General features: G+C 63.5%; 9 protein-coding genes. 6 read left to right on the top strand and 3 right to left on the bottom strand.

Annotated elements, in window-relative coordinates; genetic code table 11:
* Positions 1-212 precede the first annotated feature (212 nt).
* Positions 213-569 (top strand): hypothetical protein, encoded by a 357-nt coding sequence (locus Q1J79_RS13255; RefSeq protein ID WP_300301126.1) that lies wholly within the window; start codon positions 213-215, stop codon positions 567-569.
* 132 nt (positions 570-701) lie between these two features.
* Here the strand turns inward: Q1J79_RS13255 and Q1J79_RS13250 are convergent, their stop codons facing one another.
* The 3 genes from Q1J79_RS13250 to Q1J79_RS13240 all read right to left on the bottom strand — a co-directional run bounded on the left by Q1J79_RS13250 (position 702) and on the right by Q1J79_RS13240 (position 4,331).
* Positions 702-2,837 (bottom strand): ParB/RepB/Spo0J family partition protein, encoded by a 2,136-nt coding sequence (locus Q1J79_RS13250; protein ID WP_300301124.1) that lies wholly within the window; start codon positions 2,835-2,837, stop codon positions 702-704.
* Positions 2,838-2,919: 82 nt separating this feature from the next.
* Entirely contained in the window at positions 2,920-3,369 is a 450-nt protein-coding gene (locus Q1J79_RS13245) for a hypothetical protein (protein WP_300301122.1), read from the bottom strand.
* Complete coding sequence (locus tag Q1J79_RS13240) at positions 3,369-4,331, bottom strand: zincin-like metallopeptidase domain-containing protein (protein WP_300301120.1); 963 nt, start codon at positions 4,329-4,331, stop codon at positions 3,369-3,371. The genes Q1J79_RS13245 and Q1J79_RS13240 overlap by 1 nt, the downstream gene beginning before the upstream one ends.
* A gap of 262 nt (positions 4,332-4,593) precedes the next feature.
* On the opposite strand from Q1J79_RS13240, the gene Q1J79_RS13235 reads away from it, so the two are divergent.
* The 5 genes from Q1J79_RS13235 (at position 4,594) to Q1J79_RS13215 (ending at position 20,741) form a co-directional block, all read left to right on the top strand.
* Positions 4,594-5,814, top strand: coding sequence for an ATP-binding protein (locus Q1J79_RS13235; RefSeq protein ID WP_300301118.1), 1,221 nt, complete (start codon positions 4,594-4,596; stop codon positions 5,812-5,814).
* A gap of 177 nt (positions 5,815-5,991) precedes the next feature.
* The gene (locus Q1J79_RS13230) at positions 5,992-11,163 is read left to right on the top strand and encodes a DEAD/DEAH box helicase (protein ID WP_300301116.1); all 5,172 of its coding nucleotides are present in this window, start codon (positions 5,992-5,994) and stop codon (positions 11,161-11,163) included.
* A gap of 4 nt (positions 11,164-11,167) precedes the next feature.
* Positions 11,168-13,933 (top strand): DEAD/DEAH box helicase, encoded by a 2,766-nt coding sequence (locus tag Q1J79_RS13225; RefSeq protein WP_300301114.1) that lies wholly within the window; start codon positions 11,168-11,170, stop codon positions 13,931-13,933.
* Positions 13,934-13,936: 3 nt separating this feature from the next.
* Positions 13,937-18,784: an N-6 DNA methylase gene (locus Q1J79_RS13220; protein WP_300301111.1), complete on the top strand. Its 4,848-nt coding sequence runs from the start codon at positions 13,937-13,939 to the stop codon at positions 18,782-18,784.
* A complete protein-coding gene (locus Q1J79_RS13215) occupies positions 18,768-20,741 on the top strand; it encodes a DUF2326 domain-containing protein (protein WP_300301109.1) in 1,974 nt (657 codons plus the stop codon). The genes Q1J79_RS13220 and Q1J79_RS13215 overlap by 17 nt, the downstream gene beginning before the upstream one ends.
* Positions 20,742-20,745: the final 4 nt, after the last annotated feature.

The raw sequence follows: 20,745 nt of genomic DNA, 5'->3' as shown, positions 1-20,745 counted from the left end.
ACCCGTCCCGGCCGACCTCTCCCTTTGGCTTCAATGGCTTAGCGCCTAGCGTCGCCGCACAAGCCACTCGTTACGGCGCGATCCTCATGTTGACGGGTTTCGGTTGTCGGACGGCGCGGCTACACTTCCTCCGATAATCCCAAGGCGCGTATCCGTTCGGCCCCGAGCCTGTCCGCGTCTTTTTGTGTAACGCGGTCGAAAGGAGGCGAACGATGAAAGGAAGCGCAGTCGGGATCATCGCCGTGGTCGCGCTGGCGGTGGGTTTTGGTGCGGGGTTCGGCCTGCGACCGGTTCTCGTTCCAGTGACCTCGGCCGCTGCGGTAACAGGCCTTGCGCAGCCGACCGAGCAGGAAGCGACGGACGCCGTGCGGCGTCACAAGCTCTTTACGGGCACGTCGCTCGCCAACGCGACGCTGAAGCTTGGCGATTGCTCGCCGGGCGGCGTGGGGCCTGGCGTCACTTGCATGACGCAGCTCACCATGGATCCCACGCGGCCCAATGCCGAGCCGCAGAACCGCCCGATCGGCTTCGCGCGCGTCAACGGCCAATGGGAGGTGGCCGTCTGGTAGCGGCCAGGACCCGCTAACGCCATCAACGGCTCCTCCAAAGAAAAAGCCCGGCTGATCCCTGTGGCGCAGGGGGCCGGGCTCTGAGGGATTGGTATTTCGGGCGAGGCAACGATTGCCGCCGCGCCGTCTCGCCTATTCCGCAGCGATAAGGTGGGCAGGGTCCTCTTCGTTGTCGGCCGAGGTCTCATCATCGCCGCTGAGGAATTCCGGCAGCGCCTCGGTCTCACCGTCGCCCTCGACCGCCGACCCGGTGGCCGGTTCGACCTCGGTGAGGCGCAGCGGCTCGGGTAGCCAGCCGCTGTCGGCCAGCAACCGTTCCGCTTCCTTGGCCATGTCGCCCTTCTTCAGATGGTCGATGAGCTGCGCGGCCCGCTCGCCAGCCCCTTCGCGCACGGCTTCGAGGATTCGCGGCTTGGTTACGCGCCCGAGATAGTTGTCGACGGTAGGCGTCCAGCCGACCTCCACCATGTCGAGCCGGACCGCGCGGGCCAACCGGTCGGCCTGACCGAGCCGGCGTTCGAGGCTGTGCTGCGAGACGCCGGAGCCGCCATAGCGGTCGACCTTCTCGAACAGCGCGTTGACGCCGTAGCTGACGCAATGGGCGAGCAGCGCCAGACGGCTGGCGTCGTCCAGTCCGTCGAGCCACTCCCACAGCGCCTGATCCTCCTGCGGGATATCGGTCTTCCAGGCCTCCTGCCGCTCGCTGACAGCCTTGGCGGACGCGCTGTCCTTCAGGTCGGCGGCCTGCACGGGGAAGAAGACGTGCCGGACGCTGGCTTCCAGGCACCCGCCGGCGGTCGAGCTGCGCTGGAAAATGTCGGTGACGAGCTTGTGCAGCAGCGCTGTCAGCGCGACGTGGGGATTGTTCGCCAGTGCGTCGCGCAGTGCCAGCGTGCGGTGCGCGGTCAGCTCCATCACGAGCCGTTCAGGCAAGGGCTTGATCGTCTCCTCCTCGTCATCCTCCGCCTCGGTCGACTGGCCGCCGATGGTGATGACGGCCCGTTGCACCGATGAAGCGGCCGGATCCGAGCCCTCGACGCCCTGGCTAGCGTCACCGCCATCGGTTTCGATGTCCACTGGAGCTTCATCCTCTGGACGCACATAGCCGCGATCGATCGAGGGCGAGCCATCGGCGTCGATGCTGATGAACACGCCGGCGCGGGCGATGTCGGCCGGATCATAGATGGTGGGCCGCTGCTCGAAGGCGTTCAGCGCCGTCTCGATCTCGCCGAGCCGCTCATCCACATCGTCGGGCAGCTCGTCGGCGCCTTCATAGTCCGCCTCCAGCCTGGCGTATTCGGCGTTGAGGGCCTCGATCGTCGCGCGCTCGTCGTCGGTCAGATCAACCGGCGTGCCGGTAATCTCGCGCAGTCCGCGCGCGACATCGTAGGGATGGCTGACATCGACCTCGATCCATTTCCAGCCTTCGCCCGCGACCTCGTCGGCGATGATCTTCAGCTTCTCCGAAACGAGGCGATCGAGCAGCGCCGGGTCCTGCAGCCATCCGCCATCGTCGGCCTGGAACAGATCGCGCATGATGCTGCCGCCGGCGGCCTCATAGGCGTCTAGCCCGACGAAGATCGCCCGCTTGTCGGACGCGCGCACGGTGCTTTCTGTCAGCATCCGGCGGATCTGATAGGGCTCCTTGGACCAGGAGTTGCGGATCGACTCCCAGACCTGCACCTGACGTGCCTCGTCGGTCGAGACGGTAAAGGCCATGAGCTGCTCCAGCGTCATGCCGTCCTCGGCATAGACATCGAGGAGCGACTGCGCGACTGCAGCCAGGCGCAGGCGCTGCTTCACGACGTTGACGGGAATGAAGAAGGCCGCCGCGATGTCCTCCTCGGACTGGCCCTTCAGGCGCATGTCCTGGAAGGCGCGGAACTGATCGAGGGGATGCAGCGGCGCGCGTTCGATATTCTCGGCGAGCGAATCTTCCTCGGCGAGGATGGCGGTCGAGGGATCGCGCACCACGCAGGGCACCGGGGCGGTCTTGCCCAGGCGCTTCTGCTTCACCAGAAGCTCCAGCGCCCGGTAGCGGCGGCCGCCGGCGGGAACCTCGAACATGCCGGTCTCCTGGCCCTCGGCGTCGAGGACGGGACGGACGTTGAGGCTCTGGATGAGGCCGCGGCGGGCGATCGAGGCCGCAAGGTCGTCGATCGAGACGCCAGCCTTCACGCGCCGGACGTTCGACTGGCTCAGCACCAGCTTGTTGAAGGGAATGTCGCGTGAGGACGACAAGGTGATCTTCTGAACGGAAGTAGCCATCGGGATTTACTCCGCGACGGGCGGCCGAAAGCCTCTCTCTCGGCCTCCAACCCGTCACGAAAATCCCGCGACCCTCTTCCTCTCAGGAGCTCCGTGACGAAGGCCCGCCGAGCCCGGAACCCTTGGAACAAGCGGCGCGGACATCGCTTATGAGTTCCTCTGTCGCCTTGAGCGCCTGTTGCGGTGACAAGAGCGCCGGCTCGTGCGCCGCCAGATCGCGAATGCGATGGCGGCAATAGTAGGGCGTGAGGATCGCGACGAGCGGATGCAGGTCTGGGTAGCTCGGACGGAAGCCGAGCCCCTCGGCGGCATCCAACGCCTTGGTCAGGTCGTGCCGGATTTCGAGCCGGCACTGTTCATCGCTCCAACCCCGGGATTGCAGGAAGGATTTCAGCGACAGTTCGATTGCACAGGCGATTTGGTGAAGCAGGATTTCACGGGAGTGGCGGTCATCCCGGGATAGGTGCTGGGCGCCGGCCAGAAATCCGGCGGCGTTCTTTAGCAGATGCTCGCCACGGAAGCGCGTTGACATCAGGCCGCCTCCCGCTCGCCGGCGTCAACGGACGCCGGAGCAAGTCGTTCGTCTTCGGGCAGAAAGCCGAGCAGGAAGTCGGCAGCTTTGCTAGCCTGTGATGCCGCGCGGATGATGGCGCGATTGTCCTCGCGCAGGACCTCGGCCCACGAGCCAATATAGTCGGCGTGGCGCACGGTCGGGACGATGCCGAGGGCCGCGCAGCAGAACGCTGCCGAAATTTCGGCCACCAGCTCCTCGAAGGCGTACTTCCGGGAACCGAAGGAGCCCGAGAGATCGCGGTTCAGACGGTGCGGCGCCCCGCTGGCATGGGAGCATTCATGCAGGGCCGTTCGATGCCAGTTGATCGGCTCGAAAAACGCCTGGGGCGGCGGGACCATGACATAATCGTGCGCCGGCACATAGAAGGCGCGGTCGCCGCCGATGCGGAAATCGATTCTGCTCGCCTTGATGAGCGCCTCGACCCTCGGCTCGATCAGGCCGGGCTCAGGCGGCGGTGCGGCAACGGCGAGGTCTTCGGGCAGACCCTCGCATTGCGCCAGGTTGAAGACCGTGAACCGCTTGAGGAAGGGGATGGCCTGGGCGTCCTCGCCAGTCTCGCGGGCGCGCCGCTTCTCGTCGTCGGGAACGAAGCGGTCGGCGTAGACGACGGTGATGCCATGCTCGCCCCGGCGGACATGGCCGCCGAGCGAGAGGGCTTGGCGAAAGGTCAGCCAGCTCTGGCAGGGGAAGCCGTGCTGGACGACAGCGCCCCAGAGGATCAGCACATTGACGCCGGAATAGCAGCGGGCGGTGGCCGCGTTCCTCGGCATGGCGAGGGGCGCCTTGGCCGCCGCTGTCCCCCAGGGCTGAACCCAGGGCAGCCGGCCGGCTTCCAACTCGGCGAGGATCCTACCGGTGATTTCGTCATAGAGGCCCGTCCGGTCAGAGCCGGAACTGGCGCGCGCATCATGTCTGGACATTGCAGGTCTCCGCGACGGGCGCCGGAGGCCTCTCCTCCAGCCCTCAACCCGTCACGGAAACCCGGCCTGCACTCTCACTCTTTGGGGGCGTTGCGGGGTCTTCCCGCAGAAGGGGTCGGCCGAGACGGAAGGCTCGGCCCGCAGGGGAAGGCTTTCCCCACCACCCATTTCCAGATCACGGCTCTAGCAGTTCCAATCTACAGGCCATTGACTTCCAATTATCATGCTTCATAGTTCCAATCGTCAGAGAATCGGAAAGTGCATGTACGAGCGGTTCGTGGAGCGTCGGGCGGAGGAAGCCCTCTCAGACACCCCGGTGGTCCTGATCGTGGGACCGCGCCGGGCCGGCAAGACCACGCTTGTCCGGAAGATGGGAGAAGCGGGTCGGACTTATATCACGCTCGACAATCAGACGGTCCTCGACGCTGCACAGTCCGATCCGGCCGGTTTTATTCGTGGCCTGGACAAAGCCATCATCGACGAGATCCAGCGCGCGCCCGACCTGCTGCTAGCGATCAAGAAGACGGTCGATGAAGACTATCGTCCTGGCCGCTTTCTGCTGACCGGCTCCGCCAATGTGCTCACCTTGCCCCGGGTCGCCGACAGCTTGGCGGGGCGGATGGAAACCCTCCGGATGCTGCCGTTGGCCCGGGCTGAAATAAAGGGCAGGGCGCCGACCTTCCTGGAACGCCTGTTCGCGGGAAAACTTCAGGGGGAGCGGGGGGCGATCGTCGGCGACGATCTCGTCGAGCTCGCGCTGGCCGGGGGCTTTCCCGAGGCGATCAGCCGTGAGAGCGAACGGCGGCGACAGGATTGGGCGCGGTCCTACCTGACGTCGGTTCTGACTCGCGACCTCAGAGACATTGCCGAGATCGAGAAGCTAACGGAGCTGCCGAAGTTCGTCCGGCTGCTCGCGGAGCATTCGGGGCAGTTGGTCAACTACTCGCAGTTCGGCTCCAGCATCAATGTCAGCCACAAGACCGGACAGCGCTATGTCGCGCTGTTGGAGCAGGTGTTCCTCGTCTCGACATTGCAGCCCTGGTACACGAATGCGCTGAAGCGGATCGCCAAGACGCCGAAGCTGCATTTCCTCGATTCCGGCCTGCTCGCCACGGCGCGCGGATTGAGCTTCGATCGGGTGAAGGCGGACCGCGAGGTGTTTGGCCCGCTTCTGGAAAGCTTCGTGTTCTCCGAAGTCCTGAAGCTCATGACGGCGTCGGACTTGCGACTGTCGCCTTACCATTTCCGCGACCAGCAGATGCACGAGGTGGACATCGTGCTGGAGCGCGACGACGGCATGATCGTGGGGATCGAGGTGAAGGCGGCCGCAACGGTGAAGTCCAGCGACTTCGCCGGGCTGCGGACCTTGGCCGAGGCCTGCAAGGAACGGTTCGCCTACGGCGTCGTGCTCTATGACAGCACCGATCTCGTGCCTTTCGGCGACAGGTTGGCGGCGGCGCCATTATCGTCGTTGTGGGGCTGATCGCCATGGGCCGGCGCGAAGACACACTGCGTAAAGGAGCTGGCGGGCAATCAAGCTCAGGTCAGGAAGGCTGGGTCTGTCCAAGGACGTTCTTGCGCCTGCAAGGCAACAGATTGATGAAGCCATTTGGGATAGATGGTTGCAGTATAATAGAAATATTGGGGGGCGAGACGGGCAATGAAGGCGTTTGAATTCGACCATCGTCTTATCAATTCCTACGCCCGGTTCTCGCGGTCGTTTAGCACCATTCGATCTGAAGACCTAAAATCAGAGATCGGTCGGCAGTACGATGCCGGGCGCTTCTGGCCGGACGCTCTACTGTCGCTGAACCCTCGATATCTTGAGGGCCCGACCGTCGATGATCTGGTCGCCTCGGGTGATCTCGACGAAGCGACCGGCAGGATATTTCGTTTCGGCGAAACGCCCCTCCGGTTTCATCGCCACCAGGCGCAGTCCATCGCAAAGGCCCGCGCCGCGCAGAGTTTTGTCGTCACGACCGGAACTGGCTCGGGCAAGTCCCTTTGCTTCTTCGTGCCGGTGGTCGATGCGATCGTCCGCGCTCGGAAATCCGGGAAGCCGCGCAGGACCAGCGCCATCATCGTCTATCCGATGAACGCACTGGCCAACAGCCAGCTCAAGGGGATCGAGGACTTCATTTCCCAGTCCGGCCTGCCCGAAGACCTGAAGCCGGTCGTACGGCGCTACACCGGCCAGGAAAGTCAGGAGGAGCGTCAGCGGATCGCAGACAGGCCGCCGGACATTCTGCTGACCAACTTCATGATGGCTGAGCTGCTCCTGACTCGGCAGGACAGCCTCGACACCAAGGTCATCGAGAACGCAACCGGTCTGGACTTCATCGTCCTCGACGAGCTGCACACTTATCGCGGCCGCCAGGGCGCGGATGTCGCCATCCTCGTCCGTCGTCTTCGCAACCGCTGCGCAGCGGACAAGGCGCCCATCTGCATCGGCACCTCGGCCACCATGGCGAGCGAGGGGTCCGATATCAATCGCGCGCAGGCCGTGGCGGATGTTGCATCGCGCCTGTTCGGAACCCCTATTGGCCCCGAATCCGTCATTGATGAGTCCTTGCAACGCGCAACGGACGATCTGCTGAAGCTCGACGATGTGCGGCCGAAGCTCGCGCCGATCCTGACATCTGCGCTTCCCGACGTGCTGACAGATGAGGTTCTGAGAAAGCACTCGCTGGCGGTATGGACCGAGCTGGCAATCGGCCTTGAGGACGCGCAGGAACTCAAGCGCAAGAAGCCCATTCCCTTTGAAGAGGCGGTTTCCCTTCTGTCAAATGACAGCGGCGTCGACCGTGAAACCTGCCGAAGTGGCCTTGAGACCTTCCTGACCCGTGTCAGCCTCCCGGAAGCTGAGCGGGGCGGTTCTGGGGCCGGCGCATTCCTGGCGTTCAAGCTCCATCAGTTCATCTCTGGTGCGGGAGAGATTTTCACCACCCTGACTGAACGACCCAGGAACGTCCTGTTCGAAGGGCAGCTCGAAGACCCCAGCGCGCCGGGCCATCGCCTCTATCCAACCCGCTTCTGCCGGGACTGTGGACATGAGGCCCACGTCGTCACGAAAACCGAGGATGTCGAGGGCATTGCGTTTCTGCCCAGGAATATTGATGACACGCCGCTCGACGACCAAGAGGGCGACATTGCGGGCTATCTGACCCCTACGGGCGATGGCGATCCTGACTATGCCTTCACCGGCGAGGTCGAAACGTATCCCGAGGATTGGCGCGAGGAGCGCAACGGCGTCGAGCGGCTTCGGGCAAACAGGAAAGGCAGAGTTCCCCAGATGGTCACAGTGGCCCCGGACGGGCGCTACGATTCATCGGGGAAGAGCTTCTGGTTCATACCGGGAAAGTTCGGCTTCTGCCCGTGCTGTCTCGACCAACCGCATCCCAGCATGCGGGAACGCAGCAAGCTCGCGGGCCTGTCGGGCGAGGGCCGTAGCTCGGCCACGACACTTCTCGTCTCGACAGCACTGGAATGGATGAGCGGGAGCGGCAGCGGCGTTCCCAAGGAAAAGCGCAAGCTCCTCGGTTTCACGGACAACCGGCAGGATGCCGCACTCCAGGCGGGCCACTTCAATGACTTTCTGTTCGTCAGCCTGCTGCGCGGCGCGATCCTGCGAGCCGTTCTGGATGCCGGCGAAGATGGCATGACAGAGGACGAATTCGGCCTGCGGGTCGTGAAGGCGCTTGGGTTCACCGCGGGCAACAAGGACGCGCGGATCCACTGGATGTTGGATCCCGAGGCAGGTGCCGTGGTCCGCGAAGACGCCCAACGCTCCCTCGCCAGGGTTCTGGCCCATCGGCTCTGGACTGATCTTCGCCGGGGTTGGCGCTACACCAATCCGAGCCTGTCGGTCCTCAAGCTCATCGACGTTGCATTCATTGGGCTTGACGACATCGCGGAAGATACTGAGCGCCTCGCAGCCATCCTGCCGGAGCTCGGAACGCTCGATGCCGCGGCACGCAAGGCGATGTTCAAGCAGCTCCTCGGAGCGATGCTCGAAGGCTTGGCGGTCGGGACGGAAGCGCTCGATCTGACCGTGCTCGACACCGTCGCGCAAAAGTCGCGAAATCTCCTGCGTGCCCCCTGGGCTATCGACGCAAAGGAGACGCCGAGAAGCCGCACAACCCTGTTTCTGCAAGCTCCGGGCAAGGACCGGGTGGGGCTGCGGGAGGAACAGACAATCATTCGCGCTGGCCACAATTCCCGTATTGGCCGCCTCATCAATCGCAAGAGCGCTATCGGAACCAAGCTCGGCAAGACGGACTACCTGACGGTGATGACGGGCCTGATGGAGCTTCTGGCCCGCGAAGGGCTGGTGTCGCGCGTCGACATAGAGGCGGACCTGCAGGGCTGGCGTCTATCACCCTCGGCGGTTCGTGTCATTCCGGGCGAAGCCATCCGGACGGGGACAGCGCAAGGGAACCGCTACTTTCATGATCTCTACAATGCGATCGCTGCCGATCTGAAAGCGGGCCATAGCAGCTATTGGGGCCTCGAAGGCCGCGAACACACAGCCCAAGTGTCCCAGAGACAGCGTGAATGGCGGGAGTGGCGTTTCCGCTTCGAGAAGGACGATCGGGAAAATCTCGCGGAGAATGCAGCCGATCTCAAGGCCTCAGGAGAGTCAGAGCAGTTCCTGCCCGCCTTGTTCTGTTCGCCGACGATGGAGCTTGGCGTCGACATTTCGGCGCTGAATGCCGTGTATCTGCGCAACGTGCCGCCGACACCGGCCAACTATGCACAGCGGGCAGGCCGTGCCGGTCGCTCCGGACAGGCCGCTGTCATCGTGACCTATTGCGCCGCCCAATCGCCGCACGACCAGTATTTCTTCGAGCGGCGCAATGACATGGTGGCCGGTATCGTTCGCCCGCCGGCACTCGACATCACTAACGAAGAGCTTGTGCGCTCGCATCTGCACGCCGTCTGGCTTGCCGAAGCCAAGATCGCCCTGTCGCCGGACATCCCCGAGATCCTCGATCTGAAGCAGCCGGACTACCCGCTGAAGCAGGAGATCCACGATGTCGTGAACCGGCCGGGGCTGGCGAGCTCGACGCATTCCCCGATGAAGCGCGTCCTCGACCAGATACTCGCGTCAGTGGATGGCCCGAAACCGGTCTGGATGGGTGGGTCGGACGACTTTGTCTCCGACGTCGCCCAGCGCGCGCCGCAGGAATTCGACCGAGCCTTCGATCGTTGGCGTGATCTCTACAATTCTGCCCGAACGCAGCTGATGGAGGCCAATGCCCGTTCCGAGATCACCGGCCTCTCGGGTGCCGACCGCCGACGAATCAAGGCTGCGCAGATGCAGGCGAGCGACCAGATCACCATTCTCGAACAGGGCAAGGCCTCGAATGGCTCGGACTTCTATTCCTACCGCTATCTCGCGACGGAGGGCTTCCTGCCGGGCTACAATTTCCCCCGGCTGCCGCTCTACGCCTTCATCCCTGGAGAGGGAAAGACGGGCTCATTCCTCCAACGCGCCCGCTTCCTGGCCATCTCGGAATTCGGCCCGCGCAGCCTGATCTATCACGAGGGCCGCGCCTACAGGGTCATGAAGGCAAAGCTGCCGCCCGAGGTCAGGACCGGAGACGGGTCAGAACTCGCTACCAGGGACATCTTCATCTGCTCGAACTGCGGCGCCTGTCACGACGGCGAGGTCGAGCGCTGTCACGCCTGCAATTCGCCGATGGCTGGCGAAGTGCCGGTCCAGCGCACTCTCAGGATCGACAATGTGGAGGCTGCGCCCGCCGACCGAATCACGGCGAACGACGAGGAGCGCGTCCGGCAGGGCTTCGACATTCAGACCGTCTTTTCGTGGCCGAAACGGGATGGTCGGGTTCAGATCACCGAGGCTGAATTCCGCTGCGAAGAAACCTCGATCCTCGCCCTGCAATACGCCAACAGCGCTGAAATCAGCCGGATCAACAAGGGACTGAAGCGACGCGCGAACCAGACGGTGTTCGGTTTCTACATCGACCCGCGCAGCGGCTACTGGGCCAAGGCCGAAGACGAAGATTCGGATGTCGATGTGCCACCGGATGTCGTGAGGCCGGTTCGCATTGTCCCGATCGTCCGCGATCGCAAGAACGCGCTCCTCTTCCGTTTCAGCGAGCCAGGGGCCTACGCTGCCGAGACGATCGCGACGGTCCAGCACGCGCTGTTGCGGGGCATTGAAGTCATCTTCCAACTGGAAGAAGGCGAGATCCTCGGCGAACCACTGCCCGCTCGCGACAATCGCCGGGCCATTCTGGCGTATGAAGCCACAGAGGGCGGCGCCGGCGTGCTCAGCCGCTTGGTCGAGGACCCGCAAGCCCTTGGCAAGGTCGCCCGCGAAGCACTGACCCTCATGCATTTCGAGAAGGTTGATGCAGCGATCACAGCAGGCGATGCGAGGCTGCTTGTCAGTCACGAAGGAGAGGCCTGCGTTCGCGGGTGCTATCGCTGCCTTCTCTCTTATTTCAATCAGCCCGATCACGAACTGATCGATCGCACGAGCGACGAAGCCAAACAGATGCTGGTCGATCTGGCACGGGGTCAGATCGTGCTCGCCGCTGCGCCAGGCCGACCGGCCGAAGGCGCGGGATGGGAAAGCGCCTTCAAAGCGGCAGGCCTTCCGGCTCCCGACTCTTCTGCCGTCAGCTTCTCCGATCAGGAGATGAGCTTTGCCTGGCGCAGTCACTTCGTCGCCGCTTGCGTTGCTCCTCTGGCCGAGGCAACGCGCGAGGAAGGGGAAGCCAAGGGCTGGACGCTGTTCGAGTTGCCGGGAACTGTCACTGCGGGCGTCCCCGACGCGATGATCTCGATGCTGGGGGGATGATCTGATGACGGTGAATTTTTCCCCCGGAGATCTGGTTCGCGCCCGCGGGCGGGAGTGGGTCGCGTTGCCGCCGCCGCGGGACGGCATTCTGGCGCTTCGCCCACTCTCGGGCAGCGAGAACGATACGGTTGTCCTCGATCCGGAGCTCGAGATACTCCCGGTCGAGCCGGCCCGGTTCGATCTGCCCGCCGACGCCACGACGACTGTCCAGGCGAAGGCCGCGCTGCTTGCGGATGCGATGCGTCTGACGTTGCGGCGAGGAGCTGGCCCCTTCCGGTCCGCCGCGCAGCTCGCCTTCGAGCCGCGGACCTATCAGCTTGTTCCCTTGTTGATGGCGCTTCGCCTGCAAGTCCCACGCCTGCTCATCGCGGACGACGTCGGCATCGGCAAGACGATCGAGGCCGGGCTGATCTTGCGTGAGCTGATGGACCGAGGCGAAGTGGATGCGTTCTCAGTGCTCTGCCCGCCGCATCTCGTCGAACAATGGGTGGGAGAGCTCAAGGCGCGCTTCGAGATCGAAGCTGTCGCGGTCACATCCGGCACGGCGAGCAGGCTGGAACGCGGCTTGCCCCTCGCTCAGACCCTGTTCGATGCTTACCCTTTCACGGTCGTCAGCCTCGACTACATCAAGGCCGAGAAGCGCCGAGAAGGCTTCGCACGCGCCTGTCCGGATCTCGTTATCGTCGACGAGGCGCATGCTTGCGTAGGCACGCACAAGGGTCGGCAGCAGCGTTTTGAGCTTCTGTCAGGGCTGGCCCGGAATCCGGACCGGCGGATGATCCTTCTGACCGCGACGCCGCATTCCGGGGATGAGGAAGCCTTTGGGCGCCTTCTCTCCCTGGTCGAGCCATCATTTACGTCGTTGAACTTCGAGGACGCTCGCTACCGGGAGCGTCTGGCGCGGCACTTCGTGCAGCGGCGCCGGATCGATCTCGTCTCGGGGGATTGGGACGAAGATCGCGCCTTCCCAAAGCATGAGACGACAGAATTTCCCTATCGTCTTTCTCAGGCCCACCTCGAATTCCAGGAAACCGTGCTCGACTACTGCCTCGGCATCGTTTCCCGAGCAGGATCCGGACAGCGGGAGCGACGCTTGGCCTTCTGGGGCACGCTGGCCCTGATGCGTTGTGTCGGCTCTTCGCCGGCTGCGGCTTTGAGCGCACTGCGAAACCGTATGTCGAGCGAGAGCGACCGCCTCGAGCCGCAAATCTATGACGAGGACAGTGACGACGAGGACGCGGTCGATATCGAACCGGGTACAGCCTTCGACGTCGATCCGGAGCTTCTTGCCCTGGTCAAGCGCGCCGAGGAACTGGTTGGCAAACCCGATCCGAAGCTGACCGCCTTGGTCGATGCGTTGACGCCGCTCGTCAAGAAGGGCGCCAACCCCGTCGTCTTCTGTCGCTATCTGGCGACGGCGGAGCATGTCCGCGATGGTTTGCGCAAGGCTTTCCCCAAGCTGATCGTCGAATCCGTGACGGGTGTTCTGACCCCCGACGAGCGCCGCGACCGCGTGGCCGACATGGCGCCTGCGGACGAGGAAAAGCAGGTCCAACGCATCCTCGTCGCCACCGACTGCTTGTCTGAAGGGATCAACCTTCAGCAGCTCTTCGATACGGTGGTGCACTACGATCTGTCGTGGAACCCGACCCGGCATCAGCAGCGTGAAGGACGGGTCGACCGCTTCGGTCAACCGGCGGAGCTCGTCCGATCGATCATGATGTTCTCACCGGACAGCGCCATCGACGGGGCCGTGCTCGATGTCATTCTTCGCAAGGCCGAGGAGATCCGGAAGGCGACCGGCGTTACCGTGCCGCTCCCCGATGAACGCGGGCCTGTGACGGACGCGCTGATGGCGTCGGTGATGTTGCGCCATGGCGTGTCCCGCCAGCTCACGCTCGACCTGCGCCTCGACGACGGCGTCAAGGTCATGGAGTCGCGCTGGCGCGACGCCTCCGAGAACGAAAAGAAGTCCCGCGCGCGTTTCGCCCAGAACGCGATGAAGCCGCAGGAGGTCGCCCCGGAATGGGAAAAGGTGCGGACGCTGCTTGGCTCCCCGGCGGATGCCAGGCTTTTCATCGAAAGGGCGATGGCGCGCTTCGGCGTGCCCCTGGAGCCGCGGAAATCCCTGCTTCTCGCCCACGTCGATGAACTTGACGTCGGCCTGCGCGAGCGCCTGAAGGGGAATGGCCTGAGTGGATCGGTGCGTCTGGCTACGTCCGAGCCAGCGCCATCGGGGACAGCGCTGCTGACCCGGACGCATCCTTTAACGGCGACGCTGGCCGAGGCGCTGATGGAGGCCTCGCTCGATCCGGAGTCTCTGTCCAATCTCGGCATCGGCCGGGTCGGCGCCTGGCCGACCGCCGGCGTGCAGCAGATGACTCGCGTCGCTCTGCTCAGGATACGTTTCAAGCTGACCGTCCATGCCCGCAAGGAACAGTTGCTGCTCGCCGAGGAAGCAGCCCTCGTTGCAATCCAGGGCGGTCGGATCGTGGCGATTGGCGAAGCCGCGCGAGAACTGCTGAATACGCCAGCGACGGCCGATCTAGCGTCCATCGCACGCGACAGGTTCATCGCGAATGCAAAGGAGGATCTGGCCGGCCTGCTTTCAGGACCGATCGCCGAATTTGCTCGCTCGCGAGCGGAAGAACTCATGCAGGACCATGCCCGGCTCCGCGCCGCGGCAGGCTCTGCCTCACGCGTCACCGTGGAGGCCGTGCTGCCTCCGGACGCGATCGGGCTGTTCGTCCTGATGCCGGGCGAGGCGTAAGCTATGGCCCGCAAGCCCGTCACCGACATATCGGCCTGGCCCTCGCTCACCCTCGAGGGCAATCTCATTGCGCCGGCAACGGTCGCAAGCATCGACAGGAGACAGGCCTCCGAGCAGTCGGAAGAGGACTATCGGATCCGCAAGGGGCTGACGATCCGCGAGGAGATCTCGACCGCCTTCCGCGTCGGCCAGTCACATTTCGATGCTTTCGCGAAGTTGGAAACCCCCTCGGTCGAAGCGACCCGCCGCTTCGTGCGTGACTTCCTCGCGGAAACCTTCGGCTTCGACGATCTCGCCCCGGCCAATGGCGTGATCTCCTTCCTCGCCGGCGGCCGGGTGCCCATCGTTGTCGTGCCGCCGTCCGACGAGAAGCTCGACCGGCGCAGTCCGACGCTGTCGACCGATCGCTCGCGATCCCCGGCCTTCGCGCTCCAGGACTATCTCAACGACAGCGATGACGTGCTCTGGGGCGTCGTCACCAACGGCGCCGTGATCCGTCTCATGCGCGATAACGCCTCGCTGACCCGGCCGGCGTACATCGAAGCCGACCTTGCCCAGATATTTACGAACGAGGACGCTGCCTCCTTCGCCGTCCTCTGGTCGCTGATTCACCGGACACGGTTCGGCATTGTCGGCGCGCCTGCGACCGATTGCGCGCTCGAACGCTGGCGCGAAAGCGGTTCGCGTGAAGGTGAAGCCGCCCGCGACCGGCTGGCGGCCCAAGTCGAAACAGCGCTCAAAGTGCTCGGCTCCGGTTTTCTCGAAGCCAACCCCGATCTCGCCACCCGGTTGAAGTCTGGCGAGGTCAATCTGACCAAATGGTTCAATGAGCTTCTGCGCCTCGTCTACCGCCTGATCTTCCTGATGGTGGCTGAGGATCGGAACCTTCTCCACCCTGATACGGCGAAGCCGGAGTCCCGCAAGCTTTACGTTGAAGGCTACAGCCTCGCCGCGCTACGTGTGCAATGCGTCCGCGCCGCCACTTGGGACAAGCATCACGACCGCTACGAAGGCATCAAGGTTGTCTTCCAAGCTCTTGCCCACGGTCAGGAGGTGCTCGGCCTCCCAGCCCTTGGCGGGCTCTTCGGCACCGACATGCTGCCGCATCTGGAAACCGCGCGCCTGCGCAATCGCGCCTTCATGGAAGCGCTCTACCGCCTTTCCTGGCTCTCCGACAAAACCGGCATGGTGCCGGTGAACTGGCGCGCGATGGAGACCGAGGAGCTTGGCTCGGTTTATGAATCCTTGCTCGAACTCCAGCCGCAACTCGGCGACGACGGCAAGACATTGATCTTTGCCTCGGAAGCGGCCGAGCAGAAGGGCAACCAGCGCAAGACAACCGGTTCCTACTACACGCCCGACAGTTTGGTGCAGCTTCTGCTGGATACCACTCTCGATCCGGTGCTCAATGAACGGGAAGCGCAAGCCGTCGATCCCGCCGAAGCGCTCTTGAATCTAACCGTCATCGATCCTGCCTGCGGCTCGGGGCATTTCCTGCTTGCGGCGGCGCGGCGCATCGCCACTCGTGTCGCCCGCCATCGTGCCGGTGGAATTCCTTCGGCCGCCGACTTCCGCCATGCATTGCGCGACGTCGCCTGCCGCTGCCTCTATGGTGTGGACCGCAACCCAATGGCGGTCGAGCTGACCAAGGTGGCGCTCTGGATCGAAGCTCTAGAACCGGGCCGCCCGCTCGCCTTCTTCGACGCGCAGATCCGCTGCGGCGATAGTTTGATCGGCGTCTTTGGCCGATCGATGCTGCGGGCAGGATTGCCTGACGAGGCCTACAAGCCGCTGACCGGCGACGATAAGGAACTCTCCCGCCGCTACGCTCGCCTCAACAGGGAACAGCGTGATCGGGCAAAAGGCCATCCACAACTGTTCAAGAACTGGTCGCCGCCCGAAATCCTGGCCGAGTGTGATCACAAGCTGAAGGGGATGGCGCAGGACGATTTGGCGAGCGTCGAGGCAAAGGCACTTGGCTTTGCAGACATGCGCGCATCGGACGATTGGCAGAGCCTGAAGACAGCCAGCGACCTCTATATCTCGGCCAATTTCTACATGGCGGCGTTCTTTATGTCGAAGGCCGCCAGCGCCACAGGCGCGGACGCCATGCCGCTCACCGAACATGTGTGGCAGGCGGCAGGTGGCGAAGCGCCTGCCGAGCATCTGCGGCAAGGCGCAAGGCTGACCTCTGAGAAAGTAAATGCCTTCCATTGGTTCATCGAATTTCCAGAGATCATGGAACGCGATGGCGGCTTCGATGTGGTCATCGGCAACCCGCCATGGGAGCGGATTAAGCTCCAGGAACAGGAATTCTTCGCCGCGCGCTCGCCCGCCATTGCCAGTGCGCCCAATAAGGCGGCACGGCAGGAGCTGATCGACACCTTGGAAAAGGCTGATCCGGGCAGCGCAGATGGCCGCCTGTGGCGGGATTTTGTCTTCGCAAAGCGCGCGGCGGAAGCGGCCAGCGAATTTGCGCGGTCATCGGGCCGGTATCCGCTCACCGGCCGGGGCGATGTCAACACCTATGCCCTTTTCGCCGAGCTGTTCTCGCGGTTGGCCGGAACGCGCGGGCGGGCGGGAATCATCGTGCCTAGCGGTATCGCCACGGATATTACAACCGCGCCGTTCTTTGCATCGCTGGTGGATCAACGACGCCTGGTAAGCATGCACGATTTCCAGACAGGACTCGGCTTCTTCGACCGGATCGGACACGCCCGGTTCAAGTTTGCGCTTCTGACATTGGCTGCGCCTGGAACGGGGCCAATGAAAGTGGCTTTCAGCTTCTTCTCCCGCACTGTCGAGGAGTTCGCGGACGATAGAAGACATTTTGATTTGTCACCGTTAGAGATCGCCGCCATCAATCCGAATACCAAGACCGCGCCGGTCTTTCGGACACGTTCAGACGCTGATCTGATCGCGAAAATCTACTCCAAAGTCCCGGTGCTGATCGAGGAACGGCCTCAAGACGAAGGAGGCGACATCAATCCCTGGGGCATCTCATTCCAGACGATGTTCCACATGTCCGGCGATTCCGGTTTCTTCCGCACGCCGACGCAGCTGGAAGCCGAGGGCTGGCAGCGCGAGGGAACGGACTGGGTACGAGGGATCGGAACAGGCGTTGAGCGCCGTGTGCCGCTCTATCAAGCCAAGATGATCCACCACTTCGATCATCGGTGGGCGACCTATGGCGTCGATGCAATCGACGACGACGAAGGCGCCCGCGATTGCACCATTGCCGAGAAGCAGAACCCGGCCTTTGAGCCATCGCCGCGTTACTGGGTGCCTGAGGAAGAGGTCATCTTACGAGCCGCCCGCGTGCCGTCGGCGTTGAAGAGCGCCGTTAGGATGGCGAGAAGCGAAGGCGGAAAGGTACGCCGCAAGGCGGATGCGGACACGCAGGCAAGCGCCCGTGCCGCCGCACTTAAAGCGCTCGTCAGCTGGCTTGCCGGGGCTATTCCTGTCCTTGAAGGCCAACCGGCGCGAGAGGCCGACATATTTCACTTGCTCGGCCGCGCACAGGATTGGCGCGGAGCACTGAAGGCATCGGCCGAACGCTTCCTGCTCGATCCCAAGACGCTCGCCACTGGTGCAGAGATGCAGCGCGAGACGCCGCTGGCGGCGGATGATCTTACCCTTATCGCCGAGGGACAGAAGGATGCGCTGGCCCTTGCCGAACTGTTGATCGACGCCAAACAGCCGCGCTGGCTCATGGGCTGGCGGGACATCTGCCGTTCAACAGATGAGAGGACGGTAATTGCGAGCGTGTTTCCGAAGGTTGGAGTCGGACATACGATGCCGGTCTTCTTTTTGAATAGAGGAGCTGATCTGGCGGCGGCGCATTTGGCGATGTGGTTGTCGCTGCCATTTGATTTCATTGCCCGGCTCTCAGTAGGCGGAACGCATCTGACTTACAGCTATCTGAAACAGTTCGCAGCCCTGCCTCCATCCACCTTCTCTACCCTTGAGCTCGACTTCATTCGTCCACGGGTTCTGGAACTGACTTATACGAGCCACATCATGAAGCTATGGGCGGAGGATCTAGGATATTCCGGTCCGCCCTTCGCTTGGAATGAGGACCGACGCGCCCAATTGCGCGCCGAACTCGATGTCTTGTTTGCCAGAAAATTTGGCCTGACCGAGGAAGAACAGCGATACGTCCTCGATCCCGCCAAGGTCAAAGGCGCCGACTACCCGTCTGAAACCTTCCGCGTGCTGAAGGAAAAAGAGATCCGCCTGTTCGGCGAGTACCGCACCGAACGACTGGTAATAGAGGCGTGGAACCGGTTGGAGGTAGGTCGGCCGGCCGACACGCTTCCTATCTCCGTCGAATTGCCGCCTCTCGATGGTCTGCCAGACGGCGCATGGACGTGGTCGGCAAGCGTCCAGGCCCGAGACCGTCTCCGCTACGCGGCGCAACACGCTCTTTGGCAGATGGATCAAGCGAATGATGGTTCACGCGCGCGCTTCGTTATCGCCAGCATTGCAGAGCCCGCACTGCTTACGCCTCTGCTGACGACCAGCGACCGGAGTCAGTGGATCAGGCTCGTCGGCCCAGAGGCGCAGCCCGCACAAGGCGCGGTCCGGCTAAGCCCGGCCATCAATGCGGCGTGGCGATCGATGTTCGAGACGCTGCTCACCTCAGGCCAATTGGAGGAGCGCGCCGACGGGGCGTGGACACGGGGTCAGCATTTTAGTTCGGCGGGACTGCAGGCCGTTTCCGCCGACGCCCAACGGGCCGCTTTCGCGATCCGTGCGGCCCGGAACATCGACGTAGGCAGCCTCACCGCTGCCGTCGCACCGGAAGACATTGTGATCTGGGCGAGGTTCGGCAGTGGCCAATCAGGCTGATCTGTTCGCCCCGGCAATCGGTCCGCCGGCGGCGCCTGAAGGCCGGACCGGGCCTCGGCTCTGGGTCCGTCGGCTGGCCATCTTCAGCGATCCACAGACCATCATCCGGGACGTGACGTTGAAGCCCGGTCTCAACATCATTTGGACGCCGGATATGTCGAGCAGCGGCAGCCGCGCCCTGGCCCACGGCAGCGGCAAAACAACCTTCTGTCGTCTGCTTCGGGCCTGTCTGGGGGAGCCCGGCTATGCCACGGATACCCAGCGCTCACGCCTCATGGCGCGGCTTCCGAACGGCCTGATCGCGGCTGAGATTCTAATCGACGGCGTGTGCTGGGTCGCTGTCCGCCCATTGGGACTGCCAGGCGGTGAGTTCGTCGCTCAAATCAATTCCATCGAAGACGGAATCGCACGGGGACGCCGAGACGGCGATCAAACGTCTATCGATCCCGTCATCATCGCCGGCTTCTTTTCGACGATCGCGGAAGCCACGCCGCCAGACGTGAGCCGTGAACAGGTTTGGGACGTGCTTCGGGCCTGGTTGACCCGCGACCAGGAGTGTCGCTTGGCTGATATTCTGGCGTGGCGGTCATCGCAGACGCAGACTCGGTCGCGCGCCCAGGTGATCGGCGAAACCGCCAAGCTGACCATGGTGCGCCTCGCCTTGCGTGCTCTGGATGCTGACGAGCGCGCGGCCGCCACCCGCGAGCGGGAACTCGTGGCTGCCGTCGAGGACGAACGGCGGCGCCAAGCTTATCAGCAACAGCGGTATGCCGACGGCCTGAAGGCCGTGAGGCTCGCCTTGAGTACCGACGATGAGGTCGGTTTCGACGACACGATCGATCAGAAGGGGCTGGTCTCGCTGGCGGAGGCGGCTTTGGCCAACGCCATGCGAGCCGATCTGCCGAAGCCGCCGAATGTCGGGTCGATCTTCGCGCGCCAAAAAGCGCTCAATGAGGAGCACGAGACGTTAACGGCGAAACGTCAGCAGTTGGAGAACGAGTCGCGTTTCAAGCGAGGTGAAGCTGAACGATACCGCTCCGAGGCAAGCCTAGGGGAGATCGACATTACTCAGGGACGGATCAGAGTCTGCCCCGTCTGTAGGGTCAGCATCGATGAGGTCAAGGCAAAGGGATGCGGGATTTCGCTCGAAGCCTGTGACCTGGCCGCACTGAAGGCCGCGATTGCGGACAAACAGAAGAAGGCCGCCGACCTGGATGCAGAGGCGAATGGCACGGAGCAGGAGGCCAAACGCGTCGAGGCCCTGATTCAGCAGCTCGGCTCCCAACGGCAAGCACTCGAGGCGGAGGCAAAAGCCGCTGATGCCGCCAGTCGCGCCGCGCAGGCGGCTGCGAAGGAGGTGCAAGATCGCATCTATCAGGCGAGGCGCACGCTTGATGACGTGCGATCGCTGCGCGAACGCGAAGCGGCCGCCAAGCCCACACCTCCGGGGACCACGGAATTGGAAGCGGTCCGCGCGCAACTGGACGCCGGACGCGCGCGGGCGCGAGCAGCCATCAGGACGCTGGAGGAAAGGTATCAAGGGATCATGGCCGCCTGGCTCCCCGAGGGGGTGGCGGGCACCATCAAGCTCGATGGTAACGGCTTGAAGGTCGATGCCGAATTCTCAGGGCGAGGCGAAGTTTCGACAGCGGCCTTGGACTCCCTGAAGATCGTCGCATTCGACCTCGCCGCACTGCATATGGCCATCGAAGAGAAGGCGGACCTGCCAGCCTTCCTTGTACACGACAGTCCGCGCGAGGCGGATCTGGACGGGCAGCTCTACGCCGGCCTGTTCAAGCTCGTGCATCAATGGGAGGAAACAGCGGGCAAGCCCGCCTTCCAATACGTTGTAACTACCACGACCGCTCCGCCGCCCGAGCTGCAGGGAGAAAGCTACGTAAGACTCGAGATGAGCTCGACTCCGGCGGAGAAACGCCTGTTTGCAATGGACATTTGAGCCC

It is taken from the genome of Ferrovibrio sp. (genome assembly GCF_029255545.1).
Taxonomy (GTDB): domain Bacteria; phylum Pseudomonadota; class Alphaproteobacteria; order Ferrovibrionales; family Ferrovibrionaceae; genus Ferrovibrio.
This window is presented reverse-complemented; position numbering and strand designations above follow the sequence as displayed.